Origin of the sequence: Streptomyces sp. NPDC006384 (genome assembly GCF_042870695.1) — a bacterium.
Classification (GTDB): Bacteria; Actinomycetota; Actinomycetes; order Streptomycetales; family Streptomycetaceae; genus Streptomyces.
The window spans coordinates 62,458-81,029 of record NZ_JBIAHR010000024.1 but is presented as its reverse complement, the minus strand read 5'-3'; the positions used below and the strand labels follow the sequence as shown (position 1 = coordinate 81,029).

At 71.1% G+C, this 18,572-nt stretch carries 29 protein-coding genes; 9 read left to right on the top strand and 20 right to left on the bottom strand.

From position 1 onward, the window contains the following. Nucleotides 1–18 precede the first annotated feature (18 nt). Complete coding sequence (locus tag ACFYOJ_RS28350) at nt 19–1,131, bottom strand: helix-turn-helix domain-containing protein (RefSeq protein WP_356555604.1); 1,113 nt, start codon at nt 1,129–1,131, stop codon at nt 19–21. Further along, nucleotides 1,128–1,421, bottom strand: a complete 294-nt coding sequence (locus tag ACFYOJ_RS28345; protein ID WP_356555603.1) for a helix-turn-helix domain-containing protein — start codon at nt 1,419–1,421, stop codon at nt 1,128–1,130. Before ACFYOJ_RS28345 ends, ACFYOJ_RS28350 begins: the two co-directional genes overlap by 4 nt. 253 nt (nt 1,422–1,674) lie before the next feature. On the opposite strand from ACFYOJ_RS28345, the gene ACFYOJ_RS28340 reads away from it, so the two are divergent. Together ACFYOJ_RS28340 and ACFYOJ_RS28335 are read left to right on the top strand one after the other, a co-directional pair. Then, entirely contained in the window at nt 1,675–1,905 is a 231-nt protein-coding gene (locus ACFYOJ_RS28340) for a hypothetical protein (RefSeq protein ID WP_356555601.1), read from the top strand. Next, nucleotides 1,902–2,219 carry a type II toxin-antitoxin system PemK/MazF family toxin gene (locus tag ACFYOJ_RS28335; RefSeq protein ID WP_356555599.1) on the top strand — a complete coding sequence of 106 codons (318 nt, stop codon included), beginning with the start codon at nt 1,902–1,904 and terminating at the stop codon, nt 2,217–2,219. Before ACFYOJ_RS28340 ends, ACFYOJ_RS28335 begins: the two co-directional genes overlap by 4 nt. A gap of 50 nt (nt 2,220–2,269) precedes the next feature. On the opposite strand, the gene ACFYOJ_RS28330 is transcribed toward ACFYOJ_RS28335, so the two are convergent. Then, nucleotides 2,270–2,764 (bottom strand): hypothetical protein, encoded by a 495-nt coding sequence (locus ACFYOJ_RS28330; protein ID WP_356555597.1) that lies wholly within the window; start codon nt 2,762–2,764, stop codon nt 2,270–2,272. Between the two features lie 316 nt (nt 2,765–3,080). On the opposite strand from ACFYOJ_RS28330, the gene ACFYOJ_RS28325 reads away from it, so the two are divergent. From ACFYOJ_RS28325 to ACFYOJ_RS28295, 7 genes are all read left to right on the top strand, one after another. Further along, a complete protein-coding gene (locus ACFYOJ_RS28325; RefSeq protein ID WP_356555595.1) occupies nt 3,081–3,581 on the top strand; it encodes a hypothetical protein in 501 nt (166 codons plus the stop codon). Between the two features lie 20 nt (nt 3,582–3,601). Continuing rightward, nucleotides 3,602–4,141, top strand: a complete 540-nt coding sequence (locus tag ACFYOJ_RS28320) for a hypothetical protein (RefSeq protein WP_356555593.1) — start codon at nt 3,602–3,604, stop codon at nt 4,139–4,141. Between the two features lie 24 nt (nt 4,142–4,165). Then, the gene (locus ACFYOJ_RS28315) at nt 4,166–5,419 is read left to right on the top strand and encodes an MAB_1171c family putative transporter (RefSeq protein WP_356555592.1); all 1,254 of its coding nucleotides are present in this window, start codon (nt 4,166–4,168) and stop codon (nt 5,417–5,419) included. Next, nucleotides 5,416–6,030, top strand: coding sequence for a phosphatase PAP2 family protein (locus ACFYOJ_RS28310; protein WP_356555590.1), 615 nt, complete (start codon nt 5,416–5,418; stop codon nt 6,028–6,030). The genes ACFYOJ_RS28315 and ACFYOJ_RS28310 overlap by 4 nt, the downstream gene beginning before the upstream one ends. A 34-nt stretch (nt 6,031–6,064) precedes the next feature. After that, complete coding sequence (uppS, locus tag ACFYOJ_RS28305) at nt 6,065–6,784, top strand: polyprenyl diphosphate synthase (protein ID WP_356555588.1); 720 nt, start codon at nt 6,065–6,067, stop codon at nt 6,782–6,784. Between the two features lie 137 nt (nt 6,785–6,921). Further along, the gene (locus ACFYOJ_RS28300) at nt 6,922–7,734 is read left to right on the top strand and encodes a ParA family protein (protein ID WP_356555586.1); all 813 of its coding nucleotides are present in this window, start codon (nt 6,922–6,924) and stop codon (nt 7,732–7,734) included. After that, on the top strand, nt 7,731–8,657 hold the full coding sequence (locus tag ACFYOJ_RS28295; protein WP_356555584.1) for a hypothetical protein: 927 nt from the start codon (nt 7,731–7,733) through the stop codon (nt 8,655–8,657). The genes ACFYOJ_RS28300 and ACFYOJ_RS28295 overlap by 4 nt, the downstream gene beginning before the upstream one ends. Nucleotides 8,658–8,761: 104 nt before the next feature. Here ACFYOJ_RS28295 and ACFYOJ_RS28290 read toward each other — a convergent pair whose 3' ends face one another. The 17 genes from ACFYOJ_RS28290 to ACFYOJ_RS28210 form a co-directional block, all read right to left on the bottom strand. Beyond that, the gene (locus ACFYOJ_RS28290; RefSeq protein WP_356555582.1) at nt 8,762–9,820 is read right to left on the bottom strand and encodes a hypothetical protein; all 1,059 of its coding nucleotides are present in this window, start codon (nt 9,818–9,820) and stop codon (nt 8,762–8,764) included. Nucleotides 9,821–9,916: 96 nt separating this feature from the next. Then, a complete protein-coding gene (locus ACFYOJ_RS28285; protein WP_356555581.1) occupies nt 9,917–10,192 on the bottom strand; it encodes a hypothetical protein in 276 nt (91 codons plus the stop codon). 185 nt (nt 10,193–10,377) lie between these two features. After that, the gene (locus tag ACFYOJ_RS28280) at nt 10,378–11,109 is read right to left on the bottom strand and encodes a hypothetical protein (protein ID WP_356555579.1); all 732 of its coding nucleotides are present in this window, start codon (nt 11,107–11,109) and stop codon (nt 10,378–10,380) included. Between the two features lie 58 nt (nt 11,110–11,167). Further along, entirely contained in the window at nt 11,168–11,950 is a 783-nt protein-coding gene (locus tag ACFYOJ_RS28275; RefSeq protein ID WP_356555578.1) for a hypothetical protein, read from the bottom strand. 46 nt (nt 11,951–11,996) lie between these two features. Then, nucleotides 11,997–12,461, bottom strand: coding sequence for a hypothetical protein (locus ACFYOJ_RS28270; RefSeq protein ID WP_356555576.1), 465 nt, complete (start codon nt 12,459–12,461; stop codon nt 11,997–11,999). Beyond that, nucleotides 12,454–12,774: a hypothetical protein gene (locus tag ACFYOJ_RS28265; RefSeq protein ID WP_356555575.1), complete on the bottom strand. Its 321-nt coding sequence runs from the start codon at nt 12,772–12,774 to the stop codon at nt 12,454–12,456. The genes ACFYOJ_RS28270 and ACFYOJ_RS28265 overlap by 8 nt, the downstream gene beginning before the upstream one ends. After that, a complete protein-coding gene (locus ACFYOJ_RS28260) occupies nt 12,764–13,576 on the bottom strand; it encodes a hypothetical protein (protein WP_356555573.1) in 813 nt (270 codons plus the stop codon). Before ACFYOJ_RS28260 ends, ACFYOJ_RS28265 begins: the two co-directional genes overlap by 11 nt. Further along, a complete protein-coding gene (locus ACFYOJ_RS28255) occupies nt 13,573–13,821 on the bottom strand; it encodes a hypothetical protein (protein ID WP_356555571.1) in 249 nt (82 codons plus the stop codon). Before ACFYOJ_RS28255 ends, ACFYOJ_RS28260 begins: the two co-directional genes overlap by 4 nt. Continuing rightward, nucleotides 13,818–14,267, bottom strand: a complete 450-nt coding sequence (locus ACFYOJ_RS28250; RefSeq protein ID WP_356555570.1) for a hypothetical protein — start codon at nt 14,265–14,267, stop codon at nt 13,818–13,820. The genes ACFYOJ_RS28255 and ACFYOJ_RS28250 overlap by 4 nt, the downstream gene beginning before the upstream one ends. Nucleotides 14,268–14,291: 24 nt before the next feature. Continuing rightward, entirely contained in the window at nt 14,292–14,420 is a 129-nt protein-coding gene (locus ACFYOJ_RS28245) for a hypothetical protein (RefSeq protein WP_356555568.1), read from the bottom strand. 27 nt (nt 14,421–14,447) lie between these two features. Further along, nucleotides 14,448–14,771, bottom strand: coding sequence for a hypothetical protein (locus ACFYOJ_RS28240; protein ID WP_356555567.1), 324 nt, complete (start codon nt 14,769–14,771; stop codon nt 14,448–14,450). Between the two features lie 124 nt (nt 14,772–14,895). Then, nucleotides 14,896–15,684 carry a hypothetical protein gene (locus ACFYOJ_RS28235; RefSeq protein ID WP_356555565.1) on the bottom strand — a complete coding sequence of 263 codons (789 nt, stop codon included), beginning with the start codon at nt 15,682–15,684 and terminating at the stop codon, nt 14,896–14,898. Nucleotides 15,685–15,737: 53 nt separating this feature from the next. Further along, complete coding sequence (locus ACFYOJ_RS28230) at nt 15,738–16,082, bottom strand: hypothetical protein (protein WP_356555563.1); 345 nt, start codon at nt 16,080–16,082, stop codon at nt 15,738–15,740. An 82-nt stretch (nt 16,083–16,164) separates the two neighbouring features. Then, nucleotides 16,165–16,491, bottom strand: coding sequence for a hypothetical protein (locus ACFYOJ_RS28225; protein WP_356555561.1), 327 nt, complete (start codon nt 16,489–16,491; stop codon nt 16,165–16,167). Between the two features lie 79 nt (nt 16,492–16,570). Next, on the bottom strand, nt 16,571–16,981 hold the full coding sequence (locus tag ACFYOJ_RS28220; protein WP_356555560.1) for a hypothetical protein: 411 nt from the start codon (nt 16,979–16,981) through the stop codon (nt 16,571–16,573). A gap of 170 nt (nt 16,982–17,151) precedes the next feature. Further along, nucleotides 17,152–18,102 carry a hypothetical protein gene (locus ACFYOJ_RS28215; RefSeq protein WP_356555558.1) on the bottom strand — a complete coding sequence of 317 codons (951 nt, stop codon included), beginning with the start codon at nt 18,100–18,102 and terminating at the stop codon, nt 17,152–17,154. Between the two features lie 89 nt (nt 18,103–18,191). Further along, nucleotides 18,192–18,551 (bottom strand): hypothetical protein, encoded by a 360-nt coding sequence (locus tag ACFYOJ_RS28210; protein ID WP_356555557.1) that lies wholly within the window; start codon nt 18,549–18,551, stop codon nt 18,192–18,194. Between the last annotated feature and the right edge of the window lie 21 nt (nt 18,552–18,572).

Here is an 18,572-nt window from a genome sequence, read left to right as displayed (position 1 = left end):
CGTCGTCGCGGGGGCCGCTTACCACGCTGGGGCCGAAGCCTTCGCGCACTGCGGGCACAGATCACCCTCGCACTCCACCGGGCGACCGCACAGCCCTTGGTCGCCCTGGCACTCGTACCTCCGCCGGATCACCGGGTCCGCGCCTGCAACGTGCTTCCGGGGCGTCGGCGTCGGCTCGTCCTCCCACGCCGGGCGCGGGCTGGGCAGCGGCGAGGCCAGGGCGTCCCGCAGCCGCTTGGCGATGATGGCGCTGACGTCCTTGCGCAGCGGCTGCGGCAGAGGCCGCGTCAGCAGCTCCCACAGGACCTCGTCCTGCCAGCCCCGGGCGAACAGTTCGTCGACGACCAGGCCCTGATCCTGCAGCGGCTTGCCGGTGATCATCAGCCGTGGGTTCGCGTTGCCGAGCTGCTGGAGGAACCGCACGCCTTCGGTCAGGGGGATCTCTCGGGTGGGGGGCTTCGTTCCGTCCGTCCTTCCGTCCGTCGAGGGGGTGTCCGTGGAACCTACGGAGGGACGGACGGTTTCCTTAGGGTTCTGTGGTGGGTGGCTGAGGTTTAGTGGCTCAACCTGACCCGAGGTCGGGCCCAACTTGAGCCCGTGGTCGGGCTCAAGTTGACCCGAGGTCGGGCTCATCTTGAGCCCAGGGCCGGGCTCATCTTGACCCTTCAGCAGGTCAGAGGGGGTGCCGGGGTTGTCCACAGGGTCGGGCTCATCTTGAGCCCTCACCTGGTCAGCGCCCTGATTTCTGTTCTTCGGGGCCTTCTTCTTCTTGGTGGGCAGAGGGGCGTCGGCGTCGAACGTGAGCTTCTCGACGATGTTGTCGTCGTAGTCGGCGGGCGCACGCTTCATGGCGGCCAGCAGTTCGATGTTCACGCGCGTCAGGTTGGTGATCGGTTCGCCGGTCTTCGGGTCGACGCGCCGCACCGAGACGATCAGCTTCTTGTCGACCAGCCTCTTCTTGACGCGCTTGACCGTCGCCGGGGACGTGCCGCAGTCGTCGGCGAGGCGCTGCTGCCCGGGCCAGCAGTAGCCGTGATCGTCGGTCCGGTTGCAGTAGGCGATCAGCAGCAGCTTCTCCGGGCCGTCCAGGCCGCCCGCCTCGAGCGCCATCGCGATGTGCTTGATCGTCATGCCTGCGGCTCCTCGGCGCCGGCCGGGGCCGGGAGCGTCAGGCGCCAGGCCCATGCACCGGCTTCACCGATGCCGCGGGCGCGCTGGAGCAGGCCCGCCTCGTGCAGGCGGTGCAGCGAGCGGGTGGCGGTCCTCGGGGTGATGTTCGCCGAGCGGGCGAGGTGTACGGCGCTGGTGAAGACCGCGCCGTCCTCCTCCGCGTCCCGGGCGATCAGGACCAGGAGGAGGCGTTCTACGGGGGTGAGGTCGGCGGGTTCGTCGAGCGCGGCGCCGATGTGGATGGTGCTCATGTGATCTCTCTCTGTGGTGCAGAGAGCAGGAACTGCGCAACGCGAATACCACAAGCTGGCGTGGAACCGAGCGGTCCGCGCCGGACAGCCTGTATGCTCGTCGCAAGCAGTCCCTACCCCCTTTGCTGAGGACCGGGTAGGAAGTCGGGGCGTCGACCGGGCCAGGTTGGCGCCCCTTCTGCGTGCTTGCCGCTACTTTCGTGTCGGCGATCACACCTTACACCTGAGTCATCCCGACGGTAGGATGGATGGCATGACGACACCGAACACGCCCGCAAGGAGCAAGGTCAGCATCACGCTGCCCCAGGACCTCGAGCAGCGTGCCAAGCGTGCCGGCGGCTCGAACTTCTCCGCCTTCGTGGAACAGGCCCTCGAGGAGAAGCTGATCAACGACGGGATGCTGGAGTACGCACGGCTGCGCGCCCGGGACGCCGCGGACGACGTGTACGAGGCCGCCGAGGCAGACATCGAGGCCGCCGCGTGAGCCAGATCCAGCGGGGGGCGGTGTGGCGCATCCCCACCGTGGGCCGGGAACGGACCGTCGTGGTCATCGAGAACAACGCCGTGATCCGGCTTCACCCGGGCGGCATCCTCTGCGCGGTGGTCCAGGAGGCCGACGACGCGCGGGACACCTTGGTCACCGTGCCGATCGAGCACCCCGTGCGCGGTGTCGTCATGGCCCCCGACATCGCGGCGTTCCGGCCCCTGCGCTTCGAGCAGGGCAAGCACGAGGGCTACCTCTCCGCTGCGGACATGGAGCGCGTCGACCGCGCTGTTCGTGCCGTCCTCGACCTGTAGGGCCCTGTCGTCTGCACGCCCCCCTGCCGGAGCCCGGCCGGGGGGCGTTGTCATGCCGCGACCGCGGCCCAGGTGACCCGGCCACCGAGGTCGCCGGCGTACTGCCCGAACTCGTCGGCGACCCGGTGCACCAGGTACAGGCCCGGTTCCTCCTCCGGCGCGGGCAGGGGGCGGCCCATGTCCCCCACCGACACCGTGACGTGCGCGCCGTCATACGCGACCCGGCCCACCAGGTGGGCGCTCACCCTGTGGCGGGCGGTGACGTCCACCAGCTCCGTGAGGACCGCCTGGGCCGCCGCGCACACCTCGGCGGCGTTCGGCGCCCCGGTCAGGAAGCGGGGCAGAGTCATCGCCGTCATCGTCCCGACCTGCTCCATCGCTTCGATGGGTGACACTTCGGGGCCGATCGAGAAGCTGAGCGCACTCTCCGTGCCGAGAAGGCCGGTCGTGTCGGTGCTCTGCCCCGTGAGGACGGGGGTGCGCGGTGGCCAGTTGTGCGGTGCGGCGTCGGAGATCGTCACGGTGGTCCGTTCCGTCAGGTACACGCCTCGAATGTCAGTTCGAGTACGAGTAGCGTGTGGAGGGTTAAGCCGCCCAAGCCGGGGCGGGCGGTTCGGGCGGGAAGGCGGGAGGGTGAAGCGATGGCATGGGGGCCTCTCTAGGGCTGACGTGCGGCAATACGCGGCGCGCAGGCACGCATGCCGGTGACCGATGGTCGCCGGAAGGTTGCGCTCCGGAACCATCAAAGATGGTCGACCGGGCAATAGTCAAACGATCCGATGCTCAAAGTTACCCGTCCGCAAACAATCCGTTGACGCCGGGTAGGGTGATGCCTTCGCCATCCCGCCAAGGAAGACCACTGTGACCGCAGACCCTCATGCCCAGGCGTCGCGCACTTTCGCCGACTGCCTGAACCTCCTGTTCGAGGCCAGCGCCAAGGAGGACCCAACCAAGCCCGGCACGTTCGTCGAGTACACGAACGCCGAGATCGCCGACGCCATCAACAAGAAGTTCGGCGCCGGCACCATCACCGGCGAGTACATCCGCCGCCTGCGCAAGGGCGACATCAAAAGCCCCAGCGTTCAGTACGCCTCCGTCCTCGCCGACGTCTTCCAGGTCCCCCTGGACACCTTCAACGCCGTCAGCGAGACCGCCGAGAAGGTCATGACCGAAGCGCAACGTTTTGTTGATTCAAGACGTCAAATGTTCAGCAGCGAACCAGAACCAACCGTTGCCGTGCTCGCCCGAACCGCCCGGCGCCTGTCACCCGACGGCCAGGCGCGGGCCGCGCGGTTCGTCCAACAGCTCCAGCAGATCGAGGAACTCGAGAACCAGACCCGCGCTCGCGTGGCCCACGACTAAGCCCCAGGTGTTCAGCTCCGGTGATCCAGAACCCCCATGACCGCAAGATCCGCACAGCTCTTGCGGCCTTCCCCGTCCCCAACCCGCTTACGGTCGACAGCCTCTTCGAGGTGATGCGGCAGCGCTACTGGCGGCCCCTGGAGCTGTGGCGCGGCCCCTCGCCGATCCCTGGCCTCCACGCCAACGCCCTGTGGCTGACCCGGCCTGACGCCGACAGCGATGTGGTCTGGCTCGACCCGGCTCTCACCGGAGCTGCTGGCACCCACAGCCTCAGCCACGAGAACGGCCACATCGAACTCGGGCACACCCCGCTCGTCCTGCCGGCCCCCACACCCCGGCCCCAGCCTCCCCAGGAGTACCAGTTCCTCAGCCCCGCCTTCCTCGGCGGCTGCCTCCTCGGCCGCGCGCGCTCCCACGAGGGCCCGCAGGACCCGCAGCACCAGCAGATCGAGGACGAGGCGGAGCGGTACGCGTACCTCCTGCGGCGCGCCGCCGCCGAGCAGGCCCGCGAAACCCGGCACGACGATCCCCTCGTCGGCCGGCTGCATCACCGTCTCTAATCCCCCCCACGTCAGCAGGAAGCTGTGCCCACCGACGACCTCATCGACCTGTGCACCACCATCCCTCTGTGGCTGGTGGTCGCCGTCCGCGCCTACTACTGGCCGAAGACCCCCGGCAAGCGGGTCATCTTCTACACCTTCACCGCCCTGACCGTCGGCGCGACCCTGCGCCTGTCCTACCTCGAGGACTGGCTGAACGGCATCACCGGCATGGCCGACGCCGCGGTCCTGCCCAAGCACCTCCTGGTGATGATCGCCTGCACCCTCCTGGTCGGCTGGGTCGAGGACGTCGTGCCCCACGGCGACCGCGAACCCGCCTGGCGGCGCTGGGTCGCCCTCAAGCCCCGACTGGCCACCCTCACCGTCGCCAGCATCATCTCCACCGTCGCCTTCCCCTACTCCGCCCCGTCGGTCCTCGCCCCCGACGGGTCCCGCGACTACATGTCCGCGCAGTACGGCGACATCGCAGGCACCACCCACCTGGCCCTGTACCTGCTGAGCATGGGCGCCGCCCTCGTACCCTCCGCGCTGCTCTGCCTCACCGTCGCCCGACGCACCGACGACCGGCTGTTCTCGGTGTGCATGCGCCTGATGGCCGCGGGCGCCGGCGCGGGCGCCCTGTACCCCGTTTACCGGCTCTCTTTCCTCCTGTGCGGGTTCACCGGCTGGACCTACCCCCTCGACGAAGCCGCGTTCCACCGCGGCGGGTCCCTCATCCAGCTCGTGACGATCCTCCTCGTCATCGCCGGCAGCTCCGTGCGGGCCGCCGAGCTGCTCCTGCGCAAGGCCCGCAAGCGCCGCGGCCTGATCGCGATCCGCCCCCTGTGGGAAGAACTGGTCTCCGTCCTCCCCCCGGACGTCATCCGCCGCCGCCTGCACACCACCCCCTCCGCCCGCGAGGAACGCCGCCGCTGCCGCGACCTGTACGGGCGCCTCGACGAACGCGTCGTCGACATCTCCGACGCCTGCTTCGAACTCCTGCCGTGGGTGAGCGAGGACCTGCACCGGCGCGCCCTGCAGGAGGCCCGTGCCGCAGGTCTGCACGGCGCCGACGCCCGCGCTGCCCGCGAGGCGCTCTGCCTGCGCGTCGCCCGCATGCACGCCGTCGACGGCGCCCCGTGCGCCGCCCACCCCGCCGAGACAGTGCTGTCCCTGCGCAACGACTTGCTCTCCAACGCCCAGTGGCTGGCCAGGGTCGCCCACCACTACGCGTCCCCCCACCTCGCCGCCGCGGCCACCCGGCTCGCCGGCCACACCGCCCTGGAAGTCGCCGCATGACCATCACCAGCCCCACCCCCACCACCGTCGAGAACCGCGCAGCCCGCCTCGTCACCGACGGCATGGACCCCGCCAAGGTCATCGTCGCGGTGAGCCTCGGCGTTGGCCTCGCCCAGACCAACCCGCTCACCGGCGCCCTGTGGGGCCTGGAAGCCGTCCTGTTCGCCGCGGTGATACCCCTACTGCTCATCCAGCGCGGCAAACGCGCCGGCCTGTGGGACGACAGGCACGTCGGCCAGGTCGAACGCCGTAAGCGGCTCATCCCCGCGATCATGGGGTCTGTCGCCGTCGGTATCGGCGGCATGCTCGTCCTCGACGCGCCCCGGCAGATGGTCGCCCTGGCCGCCGCGATGGTCGCCACCCTCGCGGCCCTGCAGATCCCCACCGCCCTGTGGACCTGGAAAATCTCCGTACACACCGCGGTCGCCGGCGGCGCCCTCGCGATGCTCGCCCTCACCTGGGGCCCGCTCGTCTGGCTCGCCTACCCCCTCGTCGCCGTCATCGCCTGGTCCCGGATCGCCCTGCGCGACCACACCCTCGCCCAGACCATCGCCGGCGCCGCCGCGGGCACCGCCACCGCCGGAATCGTCTTCGCCGCGCTCACCGCATGACGTAAGGGCCCCCGTGTCTGTACTCCTCCCGGTCATGCAGACGACCACCGCTCCCGCGCCCGCCGCTGACCTCCCCGACGTCCCCCGCCACATCGGCTTCATCGCCGACGGCAACCGCCGCTGGGCCCGCGCCCACAGCACCACCATCGAGCAGGGTTTCCGGCAGGGCGCGGCCGTCGTCCACCAGGTCCTCGAGCACTGCCGCACCATCGGCGTCCAGACCGCGTCCGTGTTCCTGATGTCCGACCGGAACTTCGGGCGCCCCGATGCGGAGGTCGAAGCCCTCGCCGACGTCCTGGTCGACCTGCTCGACACGGAGGCGGCCGCGTCCACCGGTCCGATCCGCATCCTGTCCCACTTCTCCGGCAACTACCTGGTGCCCGCCCGGCTCCTGGCCGCCATGGACCGGGCCGAAGGCAGCACGCGCAAACGGTCCGGAATGACCGTCTGCCTGGGCATCGGCTACGACGGCCGCGCCGACGTCCGCCAGGCCGTCGCCCGCGCCCTGGACGCCCCCGACTACGACGGCCGGCGGACGCTGCCCGTGGACTACTTCCTGTCTACCTGGGGCCTGCCGAACCCCGACCTGATCATCCGCACGTCCGGGGAGCGCCGCCTGTCCGGCTTCCTGCTCTACCAGTCCGCCGACGCCACCATCCACTTCGAGGACCGGTACTGGCCCGACTACGGCCCGGCCGCCGTAGACGAGGCCATCACCGCGCACGCCGCCCAGCACCGCACCTACGGCTGCTGACCAAGATCGAACCTGCACAATTGTGCAAGCTGTCGGGGCCCCGTACGAGTGACGTACGGGGCCCTACCACGTGGCGCCCCGGCCTCGATACGGGCACACCGCCGAAAACGGGCCGCCGCCCTGGTTATCGTCCCCTCATGACCGATACCGCAGGGACGTCCCCGCCCGCCACCAACATCGTCGCCGTCACGAACTACAAGGGCGGCGTGGGCAAGACCACCACCGTCATCAACCTGGCCGGCGCACTGGCGCACTTCGGCCAGCGCGTCCTCGTCGTCGACTGCGATCCCCAGGGCAACGCCACCGACGGTTTCAAGGTCGACATGCTCGACGAGGAGGAAGGCCCCACCCAGGGCACCGTCGTCATCGACGGCAGCGACCCGCACCCTCTGGTCGCCAAGCCCTTCGACAACATCCACGTCCTGCCCGCCGACCTGGACATGATCTATCTGCCGTCCCGGCTGCGGGAACTGACCGGCGGCGAGTACCGCTACCGGCGGATGCTCGCCCACTTCCACGGCGAGTACGACACGATCCTCCTGGACCAGCGGCCGGCCATCGACACCGACACCAACGCGCAGGCCGTCGCCGCGAACAGGGTGATCGTCCAGGTCGACGTCGACCGGTGGGCGATGAAAGCCGTCTCCCGGCAGCTCGCCGCACACATCAAGGTCATCGACGACCTCGGCCTGCCCGAGGACTCGCTGCAGCACCTGGGCATCGTCATCGGCCGCGTCATGAAGTCCATGGGCGACTTCGACCGGGCCGTCTACCAGGCGCTGCAGAATCACCCGCGGCTGCCCTACCTCGGTGAGATCCCGATCCGCTCCGCGGACCTGAAAGAGGCCCGCGAGGAGGGCAAACCCGTGCAGTTCTTCCGGCCCCGTTCGGACACGGCCGGATTCTTCCGAGACATCGCCATCAAGGCCCGCCTGGTGGAGGCAGCGTGAGCAAGACGTTCGAGGTCGGCTGGGACGACGCCACCGATCCGAAGAAGACCGCAACCGCTCTCTCGCGCACCGAGGAGAAGGTCGCCAGAGAACGGAAGCGGGCCCGGGAGAAGGAAATCGCCGAGCAGATCGCCGCTGCCGTCGAGGAAGTCCGGCCCGGCCTGCACAAGGTCCCCGACCCGGTCGAGCCCGCCGGGGAGGGCGCGCTCACCGCCGAGGAGGAGGAACGGCTCCGGCAGTGCAAGGACAGCATCGACCTTCACGATCTCGCGTGGGTCATGGCGGCCAAGGCACTCGACACCATGGCCGTCGGCCGGCTGTTCCGCGCCACGCCCCACAAGCTCGAGCCGGAGCGCTGCTACTCCACGATCGAGGAGTGGGCCGAGGTCGAGAAGGGCATCAGCGTCTCCAAGTGCAACCAGTGGCGCGCGGCCTGGCCGATCGGTGAAGTCCTCATGGCGCGCGGCTTCGAGGTGAACCCGGGCCAGATCCGGGAACTTGTCCCGGTGAAGAACGCCTACAGCCTCAACGCCGCGGTGGCCGTGTACGTCCTGGTCGCCAACGTGGAGGGGCCGGACAAGGTGACGGCCGCCCGTCTGCGTGAGACGGTCAAGCTCATGCCGGGCGACCTCAAGCTCGAGGACGACGAGGACCCCGAAGTCCTCGCCATGACGATCAAGGGCGTCCTCCTCGGGGAGCTGCCGCCGTCCGGAGTCCCTGCGATCCCGCCGGCCGTGAAACGCGCCGTCGACGCCCGCGCCATCGCCCTGGCGGACGAGCTGAACCGCGGCCGCATCCCGCGGGCCCAGGTGCAGCTCCACCTCCTGCAGGCGTTCGCCGACGAGAAGGACCCCACGGTCTTCAACGCCGTCCTCGAGCGCATGAAGCGGGAAGAGAAGGAACAGAAGAAGCGACGGTCGTAGCCGCGCGGAACACACGGAGCCCCGGCCATAGGGAGTGGCCGGGGCTTCGCGTGTTCGTACCTCCCCCGCAGGATAGGGCAGGTCACTGACCGTCGGGCAGGGCGTCAGAACTCGTCGTCCTCCGGGTCCGTGATCACGCCGAGGTCGGGGTCGTAGGGGACGGACGTACGGACGTACCCACCGTCTCCGATGCGCCAGCCCGCGCGCAGCACGGCTTTCACCGGGACCGGCACGCACGCGTCCTCGATCCGGGCCGGGCCGCCCGCCGACGCCTTGTAGCCCTCCTCGACCGGATCCAGCACCACCAGGAGAGAGTGCCCGCCGTCCTTGGTGTAGCAGTGCCACGGCGCCAGCTCGGCGGGCAGCTCCCCCGGGTACGGGCGATCGAGGAGCAGGCCGGCCAGGGTGCGCCGCACGATCGTCTGCGGAGACGTCGTCGTGCCGCCCGACGTCGACGGGGTGAAGCACCGCACCGGCGGCGCCTCGAGCTGGAACTCCCGGCGCGCGGTCTTCCGCGTCCGGGGCAGCGCCGGCATCAGCTTCTCTTCCACGGCCCCGGTGTCGATCGCCGCCCACGCGCTGAACAGGCCGCGGAACATGCCGTACTCCGCCTCCGCGCTGGCGGGGTCGGTGGCCTGGACGGGCCATGCCTGCCGGGGCAGGTGCACCTCCTCGTGGAACGTCAGCGGCCCGTTGACCAGCCGCGTGTCATACCCGCACAGTCCCAGGTCGAGCGCGACCTGTGTGTCGCTCCACCACGACACCCACGTCCCACCGTCGTACGCCACGCCCCAGGAAGCCGCGCGGATCGGAATCCCGCTGCGCAGGTGCATCGGGGGCCGCTCCCACACCAGGAACCCCGACGCGGACGGCAGGAGCTGCTCCAGCACCTGGTGCCGCAGCTCGACCGCGTCGGTCGCCTCGCAGGCCGCCGTGTCGAAGTGGTACAGGTCCGCCGTCTCCAGGCGCTCCCGCTCAGCGTCGGCCAGGGCCGCGGCACGGTCCTCGACCCGGGGCAGCGCGGCCACGTGCGGCGGCACCACAAACCGGACCCCCTGATCCATCATGTACGCCCACGCCACGGCAGCCCTGGACCGGACGAAGTCCAGCGTCGGCAGCCACAGCTCATGCGTGCACTGAGGGGGGTACGCGCGGTCACTCACAAGGTCTCCTTGATACTGGCGTGGGGCGGAGTCAGCTTCAGTGGCTCCGCCCCACGTACTCTTCCGCACCGCACTGACAGGCGCGGCGCCTTCACGTCATGCCAGGCCGGCCGCGACGTCTTCCACGGTCTGCTCCAGCATGGTCAGGTAGTCGTCCACCTCGTCATCGTCCGGGGAGTCGCCGAGCGCGTCGACGACCTCGTGCCGGTGGACGATGACCTTCGAGCGGTGGACGTACGCGGACACCCACACGTCGACCTCGAGGGACCCGCCCTCGTCGTCGGGGCCGGCCTTGAGGTACAGGACCGGGTCTTCACCGGTGCTGGCGAGGAGCTGCCGGATGTCGTCGCGGATGATGACGGGTGCACTCATGGCAGGGGCCTTTCAGGCTCTGGAGGGTCCGGTGACGCCGTGGTGCGGCGTGTCCCCCGGCCACGGGGGAGGAACGGGCCCCAGGCCCGTAGAGAACCCCGCTGCTGCGGGGAAGACCAGCGCGCACCGAAGCAGCCGGTGCGCGCCGTAGCGCCCACGATAGTCAGGCAGGCGCCTGGCCAGGCCTAGTCCCGCAGGAACGGCCGCATCGCGCACCGGCGCAGCCCGAGGTCCTCCGTGCACGCGTGCGGCTCGTCCTGCGGGTGCGCCCGCCGGATCTCCGCCTTCACGTCGTCGTCCAGGCCCTCGATGTGTTCGGCCGCGGCCATTGCCGCGTTGTACTGGTGCGGCGCCTTCCACCCACACGAGCACACCGCCACCCGGAACTTCCGGCTCCTCCACGGGGAGCCCATCGAGGGCAGTTCGATGACCGGCCGGACGACGACGTGCGGGCCGAGATCCTCACGGGCCAGCGGCTTCAGCAGACCGAGGCTCTTGGCGACGTCCGCGCCTGCCTTGCCCACGCCGGCGGCAACCAGGTCGTTCCGGTTGTCGATCCACCACGACGCGGACTCCACGGCCAGCATCGCCGTCTCGATGAACGGCCCCGGGTCCCCCAGCGCCTCCGGGTACTTCTCCGCCCACCAGCCCGCGGTCCCCCGCAGCTCTTCCACGGCCTTCGTGCGGAGCGTCTCCGCCCACGCCACCTGCCGCACGGTACCGGTCAGCGCGGGCCAGCCGGCCTCCTTCGCCGCCGCGGCGTTCTTCGCGTTCTCCTTCTCGAGCTGCGCCTCCACACAGCTGTAGCAGTCGCTGCTCTCCAGCCGTTCGAGGGTCTGCTCCCGCTTCCTGTGCGGTCCGATCAGGTCGACCCGCTCCTCGTGTCCGCACTTCCGGGTCACGTCGTACTTCGCCATCGGGGTGTTCCTTCCTTCGGGACGCGGGCGGTGCTCTTCGCCCGTCGGTGTGTGAGGGTCAGTGGCCGGCGGGGGCGTGGTCGGGCAGCGAGACACCGTCCTCGTCGGGGACGGCCCCCTCGCAGCAGCCGCTGTCCGCCAGCCAGGCGTCCACGGTGGGCCGGGACTTCCCGGACCAGGCCACCATGTCGGCCTTGAAGCCGTGGCGCAGCTTCTCGCCCTGGTCGCGGGCCGCGTTGCGCATCAGGCGGGCGAGGCTCACCTTCGCGATCTCGACCTGCGCCTCCAGCCGGGCCAGTCGCACGCCCTGGGCCATGACCCGCTGCTCCGTGGTCAGGCGCGGCGGGCGGTGGGTGTCGATGAACTCGGCGAGTTCGCGGGCGGTGACGTCCCAGTCGCGTACGACCGGGTCGAAGTTCACGTCCGTCTTGTTGCGCTTCATCCCGCCGATGTGGGCGTCGCTCAGGTAGTGGCGGCGCAGGTGGTCGCGGTGCATCTCCTCGACGCTCTGGCCCCACATGGCGGCCGAGCGCTCCGCCTCCTCCCCGGTGGGCACCGGGTGCTTCGCGAGTAGCGCCGGCCAGATTTCCTCTTCCGGCTTCAGCGGGGGCCAGTCCAGCTCGCCGGCCTCGGCGATGACGTGCCAGTCGGAGAGGCTGGGGCGCTCCTCGCGTTCCTCGGGCGACGCCAGGACGGGGCAGGCCCAGGCCATGGTGAGGGTGGGGCGGATCAGCAGGACGGCGCTCCAGGCGGGGGCGGTGGAGGTGTGGCCGAGCCGGTCGTAGGCGCGGCGCAGTTCGACCTGGGTCACGTAGTTCGCGGTGTACTCGATCTCCGTCATGTAAAGCACCTTACGGGATACGTAAGGTGCTTTACAAGTCCCAGGGTTAGGCGATCTCCATGCCGGCGTGGCACGCCGAGTGATCCCAGCCGACTTCCACGGGGTAGCCGCAGAAGCACGTGCCTTCGACCGCCGGCAGGCCCCGCATCCGGCGCCGCAACGCCTGCATCAGCTCGGTGTCATGGATCCACCCGCGGCGGCCCACCATCTCCAAGAGCTGGTCGAGAGCGCGGGTGTACGCGTCGGTCGCCACGTCCCCGTGCGGGCCCGGGCCATGGGTGCTCTCCCACGCCAGGCGCGTCCCCGTCTCGTCCTCGCGCCCGGCGATGAACCCGTAGACGCGGCTGCACCGCATCTCGTCCATCTCGTCCAGGCGCCAGATGCTCCCGTCGGGGTCGTGCCACCAAGTCGGCTGGAACAGCAACTCCGACCAGTGGTCGACGGGAGTGGGAGAGTGGTAGTCGTCGCCGAGATCGCAGTCGCCCAGGTCGGTACCGGACCAGTCATCCACGGCGCGCCTCCCTGCCGTACCCGCGCTCGGCCAGGCCGGCGGCGGCCTTCATGATGGCGATCCCGTCGGGGTGGTCGTAGACGGTCCGGACGATCGCGTCGTGCCACGCCTGCAGACCGCGCAGCGCCCGGCCCGCCGCGGCGTCCCGGCGGCGCGCGGCCTCGAGTTGCTGCTCGACCGTGGGGCAGTGGCAGACCTCGAGGTCGGGGTTCTCCACCCGGGCGTAGCACCCGGGGATCAGGTACCGGCCGCCGCGCCCGTCCTCCCACCAGTGGCAGACCAGGGCACGGGCCTCGCTCGTCTCACCGGCCACGGCGCTGCGCCCCGTCCTGCCTGCCCAGGCGGCCGTGCAGCTCCTCCCGGGCGGCCTGCCAGTCCTCGGCGCTGGGCGGCTGAATCCCGAGCGCGGCGAGGACGGCGTTCAGGATCGTGCCCGGGTCGGCCCCCGGCTCCCCGGCGGCCCCCTCGATCGCGTGCCACGCCCGGTCATGCTCAGCCGGGGTGAGCACGCGCGGCTTCTGCTCGTCCCCGGTGGCGCGGATCTGCGCGTACCGGGCGGCCGTGGCGAGCGCGTCACGCAGCTCGGGCAGCCGGCCGGTGAGGACGACGACGCGCACCGCGGCGCCCTCCTCGTCGTCGACCGGCTGCCGGGTCACCTCGAACGTGGTCCACGTACCACCCGGCAGCACAGCGAGCGTGTCACCGGTGTGGTCGGCCACGTGGAACGGGCTCCCGCTGTGAAGCGCGGCATCAAGGGCGTCGGTCTGCTCGACCGTGAGCCAGACGGACACGTCGGCGCCGCCCTGGGCGAGGTTCTCGGCCTGGACCGACACGTACGGGGCCCGGGCCGCGTCGAGAGCGGTGCGCAGGGTCAGGCGGTGGTTCTGGGCGTCGGTGTAGCAGTACGGGTACGTGGGCTGCTCGGGCTTGACGGCCGGGCACTCGTCCGCCGGGTGCGACTGCCGCATGGTCTTCGCCGCCGTGTAGTGGTGCTGGCCGCATGCCTCGCTGGCCTGCTCCTCGACGACGAGTCCGCACGGCGCCTTCGGGCACGGGCAGGCAGCCTCGAGGTGCGGCTCCATGCCGGGGAACGAGCGGCCGATGTGGGTGTTCATGGTCTTCTCCTGGTGGTGTGGGAAGGGCGGTCGGGGTGAAGGACGGCGACGGCGGCGGCCGCGGGCTGCGGGCCCTGCCCGGAGCAGGTGGGGCAGTAGTCCCTTCCGTCGGGGCGACAGTGCCAGCCACGGCGGCCGGCTGCGGCCCGGGCCTCGTCGACGGTGAGGGCATCGGTCAGGATCTGGCCGGTGCAGCTCCCGTAACGCCAAGTGCGGTCGCAGTGCAGGGTGATACGGGCACTCATACGGTCCGGCCGCGGTGCGGCGTCCGGTAGTGGTGCTCGATGACGCCCCGACGGTGCTTGAGGACCTCGGCGACGGTCTCAGCCCAGTCGACGCCCTGGTGTCGCAACTCGGCCTCCGGGTGCCGCTCCCAGGCCGGGGCGCCGGTGCGCTCCTGCAGCAGCGCTTCGGCGAGGCACTCGCCGCACACGCCGGCGGCTTCGCTCTGGTACCGGAGCAGCGTCTCCTTGCGGTCCGGGTGCAGCGTCATGTGCCGCCACGACGCCTCGACGAGCAGGCGCCGCCAGTCGACGGCCACGGCGACCCGCTCGAGGATCGCGGCCATCGCGTCCGTGACGGCGTCGTACGCCTCCGGCGGCATGGTGGCGATCTCCCCGAACGAGTAGTGATGCTGGGGGCCGATGACGTCCTGGCGGAGCGACCGGACGACAGCGAGCTGGTTGGGCATGGTGTTCCGTTCTCGGATGGCTGGTCAGGCAGGGCGGGCGACGGGCAGGGACGCGACCTCGAGCGGCCACGGCCAGCGGGCGAACTCGGCCCGGTCGGGGACCCATCGGTGGCTGTTCGGCTTCCGGCGGCGGGGCGTGACGATCCAGCGCATGGCGGTGCCTTTCTGGGTGTGTGGTGGTCAAGCGGCTTCGGTGTCCGGGCGGTTCTGGCGCGGGCGGGGGACGAGCCGGAGATGCCGGCGCAGGCGCGTGGTCTGCCGGGTGTACTCGCGGTTGTAAGCGCGCTTGCGGTTGGCGGCCTCGCCCTTGGGCTGCCAGGTCTCCAGGGCGGCCAGGAGGTCGGCGCGGTGCTGCGCCTGCTCCTCCGGCGTCCAGGGCCGTATCGGGCGGCGCTCCGGGGGGCGTTCGGGCAGGGGCGGCAGCGGATGACGCGGTACGTGCTCGGCGCGGCCGAACTTGCCGGTGGGCCACTCTTCGGCCATGAGGCGCTCGTACGGCGTCATCTCGCTACTCCTGCAGGGGTGGAACAGTGACCAGGCGGACGTATGAAGAAACGTCACGCCGCGGAAGCTGTGTCAGAACGGCTCGGCCGGGGCGCGGACGGTGCGCCCCGGCCGGCGGGAGCTGCTACGCGGTACGGGACGGGCAGCGCAGCTCCCCGACGGGCACGGCCAGCTCGGAGGAGCGGAGACGCCGGACGGCGAACCCCTTGTCACGGCGGACCACGGCGCGGACGCGAGCCTCGCGCATCGCCGCCTTCCGGGCCCTGGGGTTGTCCGACGCCTGGACGCGGGTGATCTCCTGGCCCTGGGCGTCCGTGATCGTCCACCAGTCGGTGATCTCGCCCTCGGGCGCCGGGGCGAGCTCGGGCAGCGGCTGCAGCTTGTCCAGGGCAACGCGGATGGTCTTGCCGTGGCGGGCGCTCAGAGCCTCCACGGTGCTGCCCGCGGGCAGTGACCGGATGATGACGACGTCCCGGTAGTCCTCGGCCGGGTCGGGCACGTACACGGCGGCCGTGTCCACGGGGAACCGGACGGGCGGGTGCGCGAGGATCAGCCGGGCCAGTCGCTCGACGCCGGCCTGGTCGCGGTCCCGGTACTCGGTGACGCCCCACCCGGCGGTGGCGAACAGGTCGGCGTAGGCCCGGGTGGTCAGCTCGCGGTCGCGCCGCTCGTGCTCGTCCGTGGTCGTGCCGTCCTCGCCGCAGTAGGCCAGGACGACTTCGCCAGTGGCCCGGCGCGGGTCCAGGTAGGCACCGGCGCTGATGCACTGGCCTCGCTCGTTGAACGCGGCGAGCGGCTGCCCGTCGTGCGTGAGGAGACGGACGGCGGCCTTCACCTGGGGGACGTCGGCGCTTCCGGGGAGACAGCCGAGGGGGCGCGGCGCGGACTGGTCGAGGGTGGTGTTCGTGGGCATGTCGTGGGTTCTCCCTTGATGGAGTGGTGAGCGGGTAAGGGGGACGGGAAGCGTCAGGCGGCCGGCGGCATCGGGTGGTGCTTGCGGGCGGCGTGCAGGTCCGCCGCCACGTGGCACAGCACGGCCTCTCGGTGGGTGCTGGTGCCGCCGGATTCGGCGATCAGCTCGGCCACCATCTCCGTCGCGGTGATCATGTCGTAGTACACCTCGCGCCGGTCGGTGCTGGTCATCAGGTCGACCAGGGTCCGCAGCAGGTAGTTCGGGGTGCTGTTGGGGCCGGGCCGGAGGTGGGCGCGGCGGCCGTTCCTGCGGTAGTCGGCGATGGCGAACAGTGCCCGGTCGATGGCCTCCGCCGGTGCGTGGTCCACGCGCGGCGGGGTGAGGGGCAGGGACAGCAACGGGGTCTCCAGAGAACGAAGGGATGCTGGGGAGGGTGCCGGGGCGCGGCGCGTACGGTCGCGCCCCGGCGGGAGGGGCCGTTCAGCGCCACATGTCCGGGCCGGTGCACGTGCACTCGGCCTGTCGGGCGAGCAGCGCGCCGGCCTCCGTCCAGGCGTCGTCACGCTGGCTCGCGAGGGCCGCGAGCCGGGCGTTGCGCTCCTCCGGGCGGGCGGCCCAGTAGCGGATCTCAGCGCGGTCGGTGTTCATCGAGCGCAGCGCGTTGTCGGCCCGGAGCTGGGCCTGCTCGGCGCGGAAGATGTCGCGCTTGGTGATCCAGGCGAAGCAGGTGGGGGCGTCGCTGTCCTGCATCCAGGAGCGGCGGCACTCCGGGTAGACGGGGCGCTCGACGGTGGGGGTGGTGCTCATGACGGGTCTCCTCGGTGAACGTGCGGCGAGCTGGGGCGGGTGCCGGGGCGCGCGTCGCGCCCCGGCGAGAGGGGACCGGTCAGATGACGTCGGTGGCGTCGTAGAAGCTGGCCAGACCGGCGGTGAACCGCGCCCGGGTGAGCATCAGCGTCGGCTTCGCGAACTCGTCGCGCACCGCCTTCTCGTAGGACATCTCGGCCAGGGCGCGGGAGCCGTGGTCGCTGGACCAGTAGCGGTGCACCGACCAGTAGTCGACGCCGTAGCGGGTCTTCTGGGTGACGGGGTCGATGTACTCGACGCACCGGACGATCAGGTCCGGGTGACCGTCGCCGCCGTTGATGACGGACTCCCGCAGGGTCTTCCCGGCCAGGATGCTGAAGCTGTAGGCGTCGGACTGTTCGCGCGGGATGTCCGTGGGGGCGTCGGAGTGGAGGACGGTGCGCATCTCCGCGAACCGCGCGGTGGTCTCCATTACCAGGGCAGCGTTCATCGTGCTTCCTTCCTTCGGGACGTCGGCGGTGCTCTCCGCCAACACTTCATATAGTACAGCAATGAGACCGTCGGGGGGAGTGACCCCAGGAAACATGCAACGGAAAACCCCCGCGAGTCTCGAAGCTGTACTCAACGAGACTCGCGGGGGACTGGCGGAACCCGAACCGGTCAGGCCACGGGGACGAACCGCCGGCGGTCCGCGCCCACCCCCAGCACCGACGAACGCCCGCCGTACAGCCGCTCTACCGCCTCAGCGGGGACCGCGTGCACCTCCGGCCGGAGACGACCCCGGCGGCCGGGGAACCGGCGCGGCTTCACCACCAGCGGCGGCCGCGCATCCGACACGGGGAACAGCGCGCCCTGCCCGGCGTCTGCCTCGCCGGCCTCCTCGACCGGCACCGCACCGGCCGGCCGCAGCAACTCCGCCTCCAGGTGCTCCGCCTCGACCCGGGCGGCCTCAAGGACGGCCAGGCGCTCCGCCTCGACGACGACCGCGGGCGCCATCCGCGCTACCAGCGCCGACACCGCCTCGTCGTCGGCCCCCTCGAGGTCGATCCCGCCCGCGGCGGCCCACACCTCCCCGGCAACGGCCTTGTACTGCTCCCACAGCGGCCGGGACGCATCCCGCCCGGGAACATCCCCTCCGGCCGTGCCCAGACCGCGCACGAGGGCACGCAGGGCATCTGCACGGAACTCCCGGACCCGGGCGCGCATCGTGGACGCGTCCTCGTGCACCAGGAACGGCTCGGCGGCAGCAGACCGCTTCCACGCCCCGAACACCCGGACCGCGCGGGTCGCCAGGGCCTCCACCTCGTCCAGCACCCGGCCCAGGACCGCGAGGTACCCGGCCAGAGCCCGCGGCGCGCCCTCAACACGCAGCCGCCGCTCATCCAGCCACCCGTGCCGCTCCCCGTTCCCCCAGTTCTCCTCGTACACCGACCAGCGAGGGTTCACCGCGTACGGCGTCGACGCCTCCACGCCGTGGACGCCGGCCAGGTGCCACGCCACGTGGTGGTGCTGAACGGCCCGCCGCTTCGACGCCGCGGGGAACCGCAGCTCCACCGTGAACCGACCGGGGCCCGACTCGTACGGGCGAGGGATCTCTACGTACGCGCTCACGCGCTCTTCCTTCCATCGGGACGGCGGTAGCTCTCCGCCGCAGGAACAAGGCCGGCCGCGGGATGGCGACCAGCACACTCAAAGGGGGGTCAGCGGCGGCGCAGCAACCGACCGCACAGGGACCGAAGGGACCGGCGACGGCCACGACGCTCGTACGCCCGGATCATCGCGGCAACATCGGCCGGGTCCGGGGACTGATGCCACAGCACCGTGATCATCACCGCCTCACGCAGCTCCCCGTACGGCCGCTCCACCAGAACACTCGCCCCACCCCGCACCGGCTTCCACAGCAGCCAGACGTGCTCCGTGTCGAACCTCCGCGACAACGCCCCGACGTACGGGACCGGGGGCAGCCCCAACAGGCGGGCCACCTCGTCCGCGAACGACTCGAACGTCCACCTCGGCGACACAGCGGGCAGATGGGCACGGAGCCAAGACGGCAGCGGCATGGGACTGGAACCTTCCTCGAA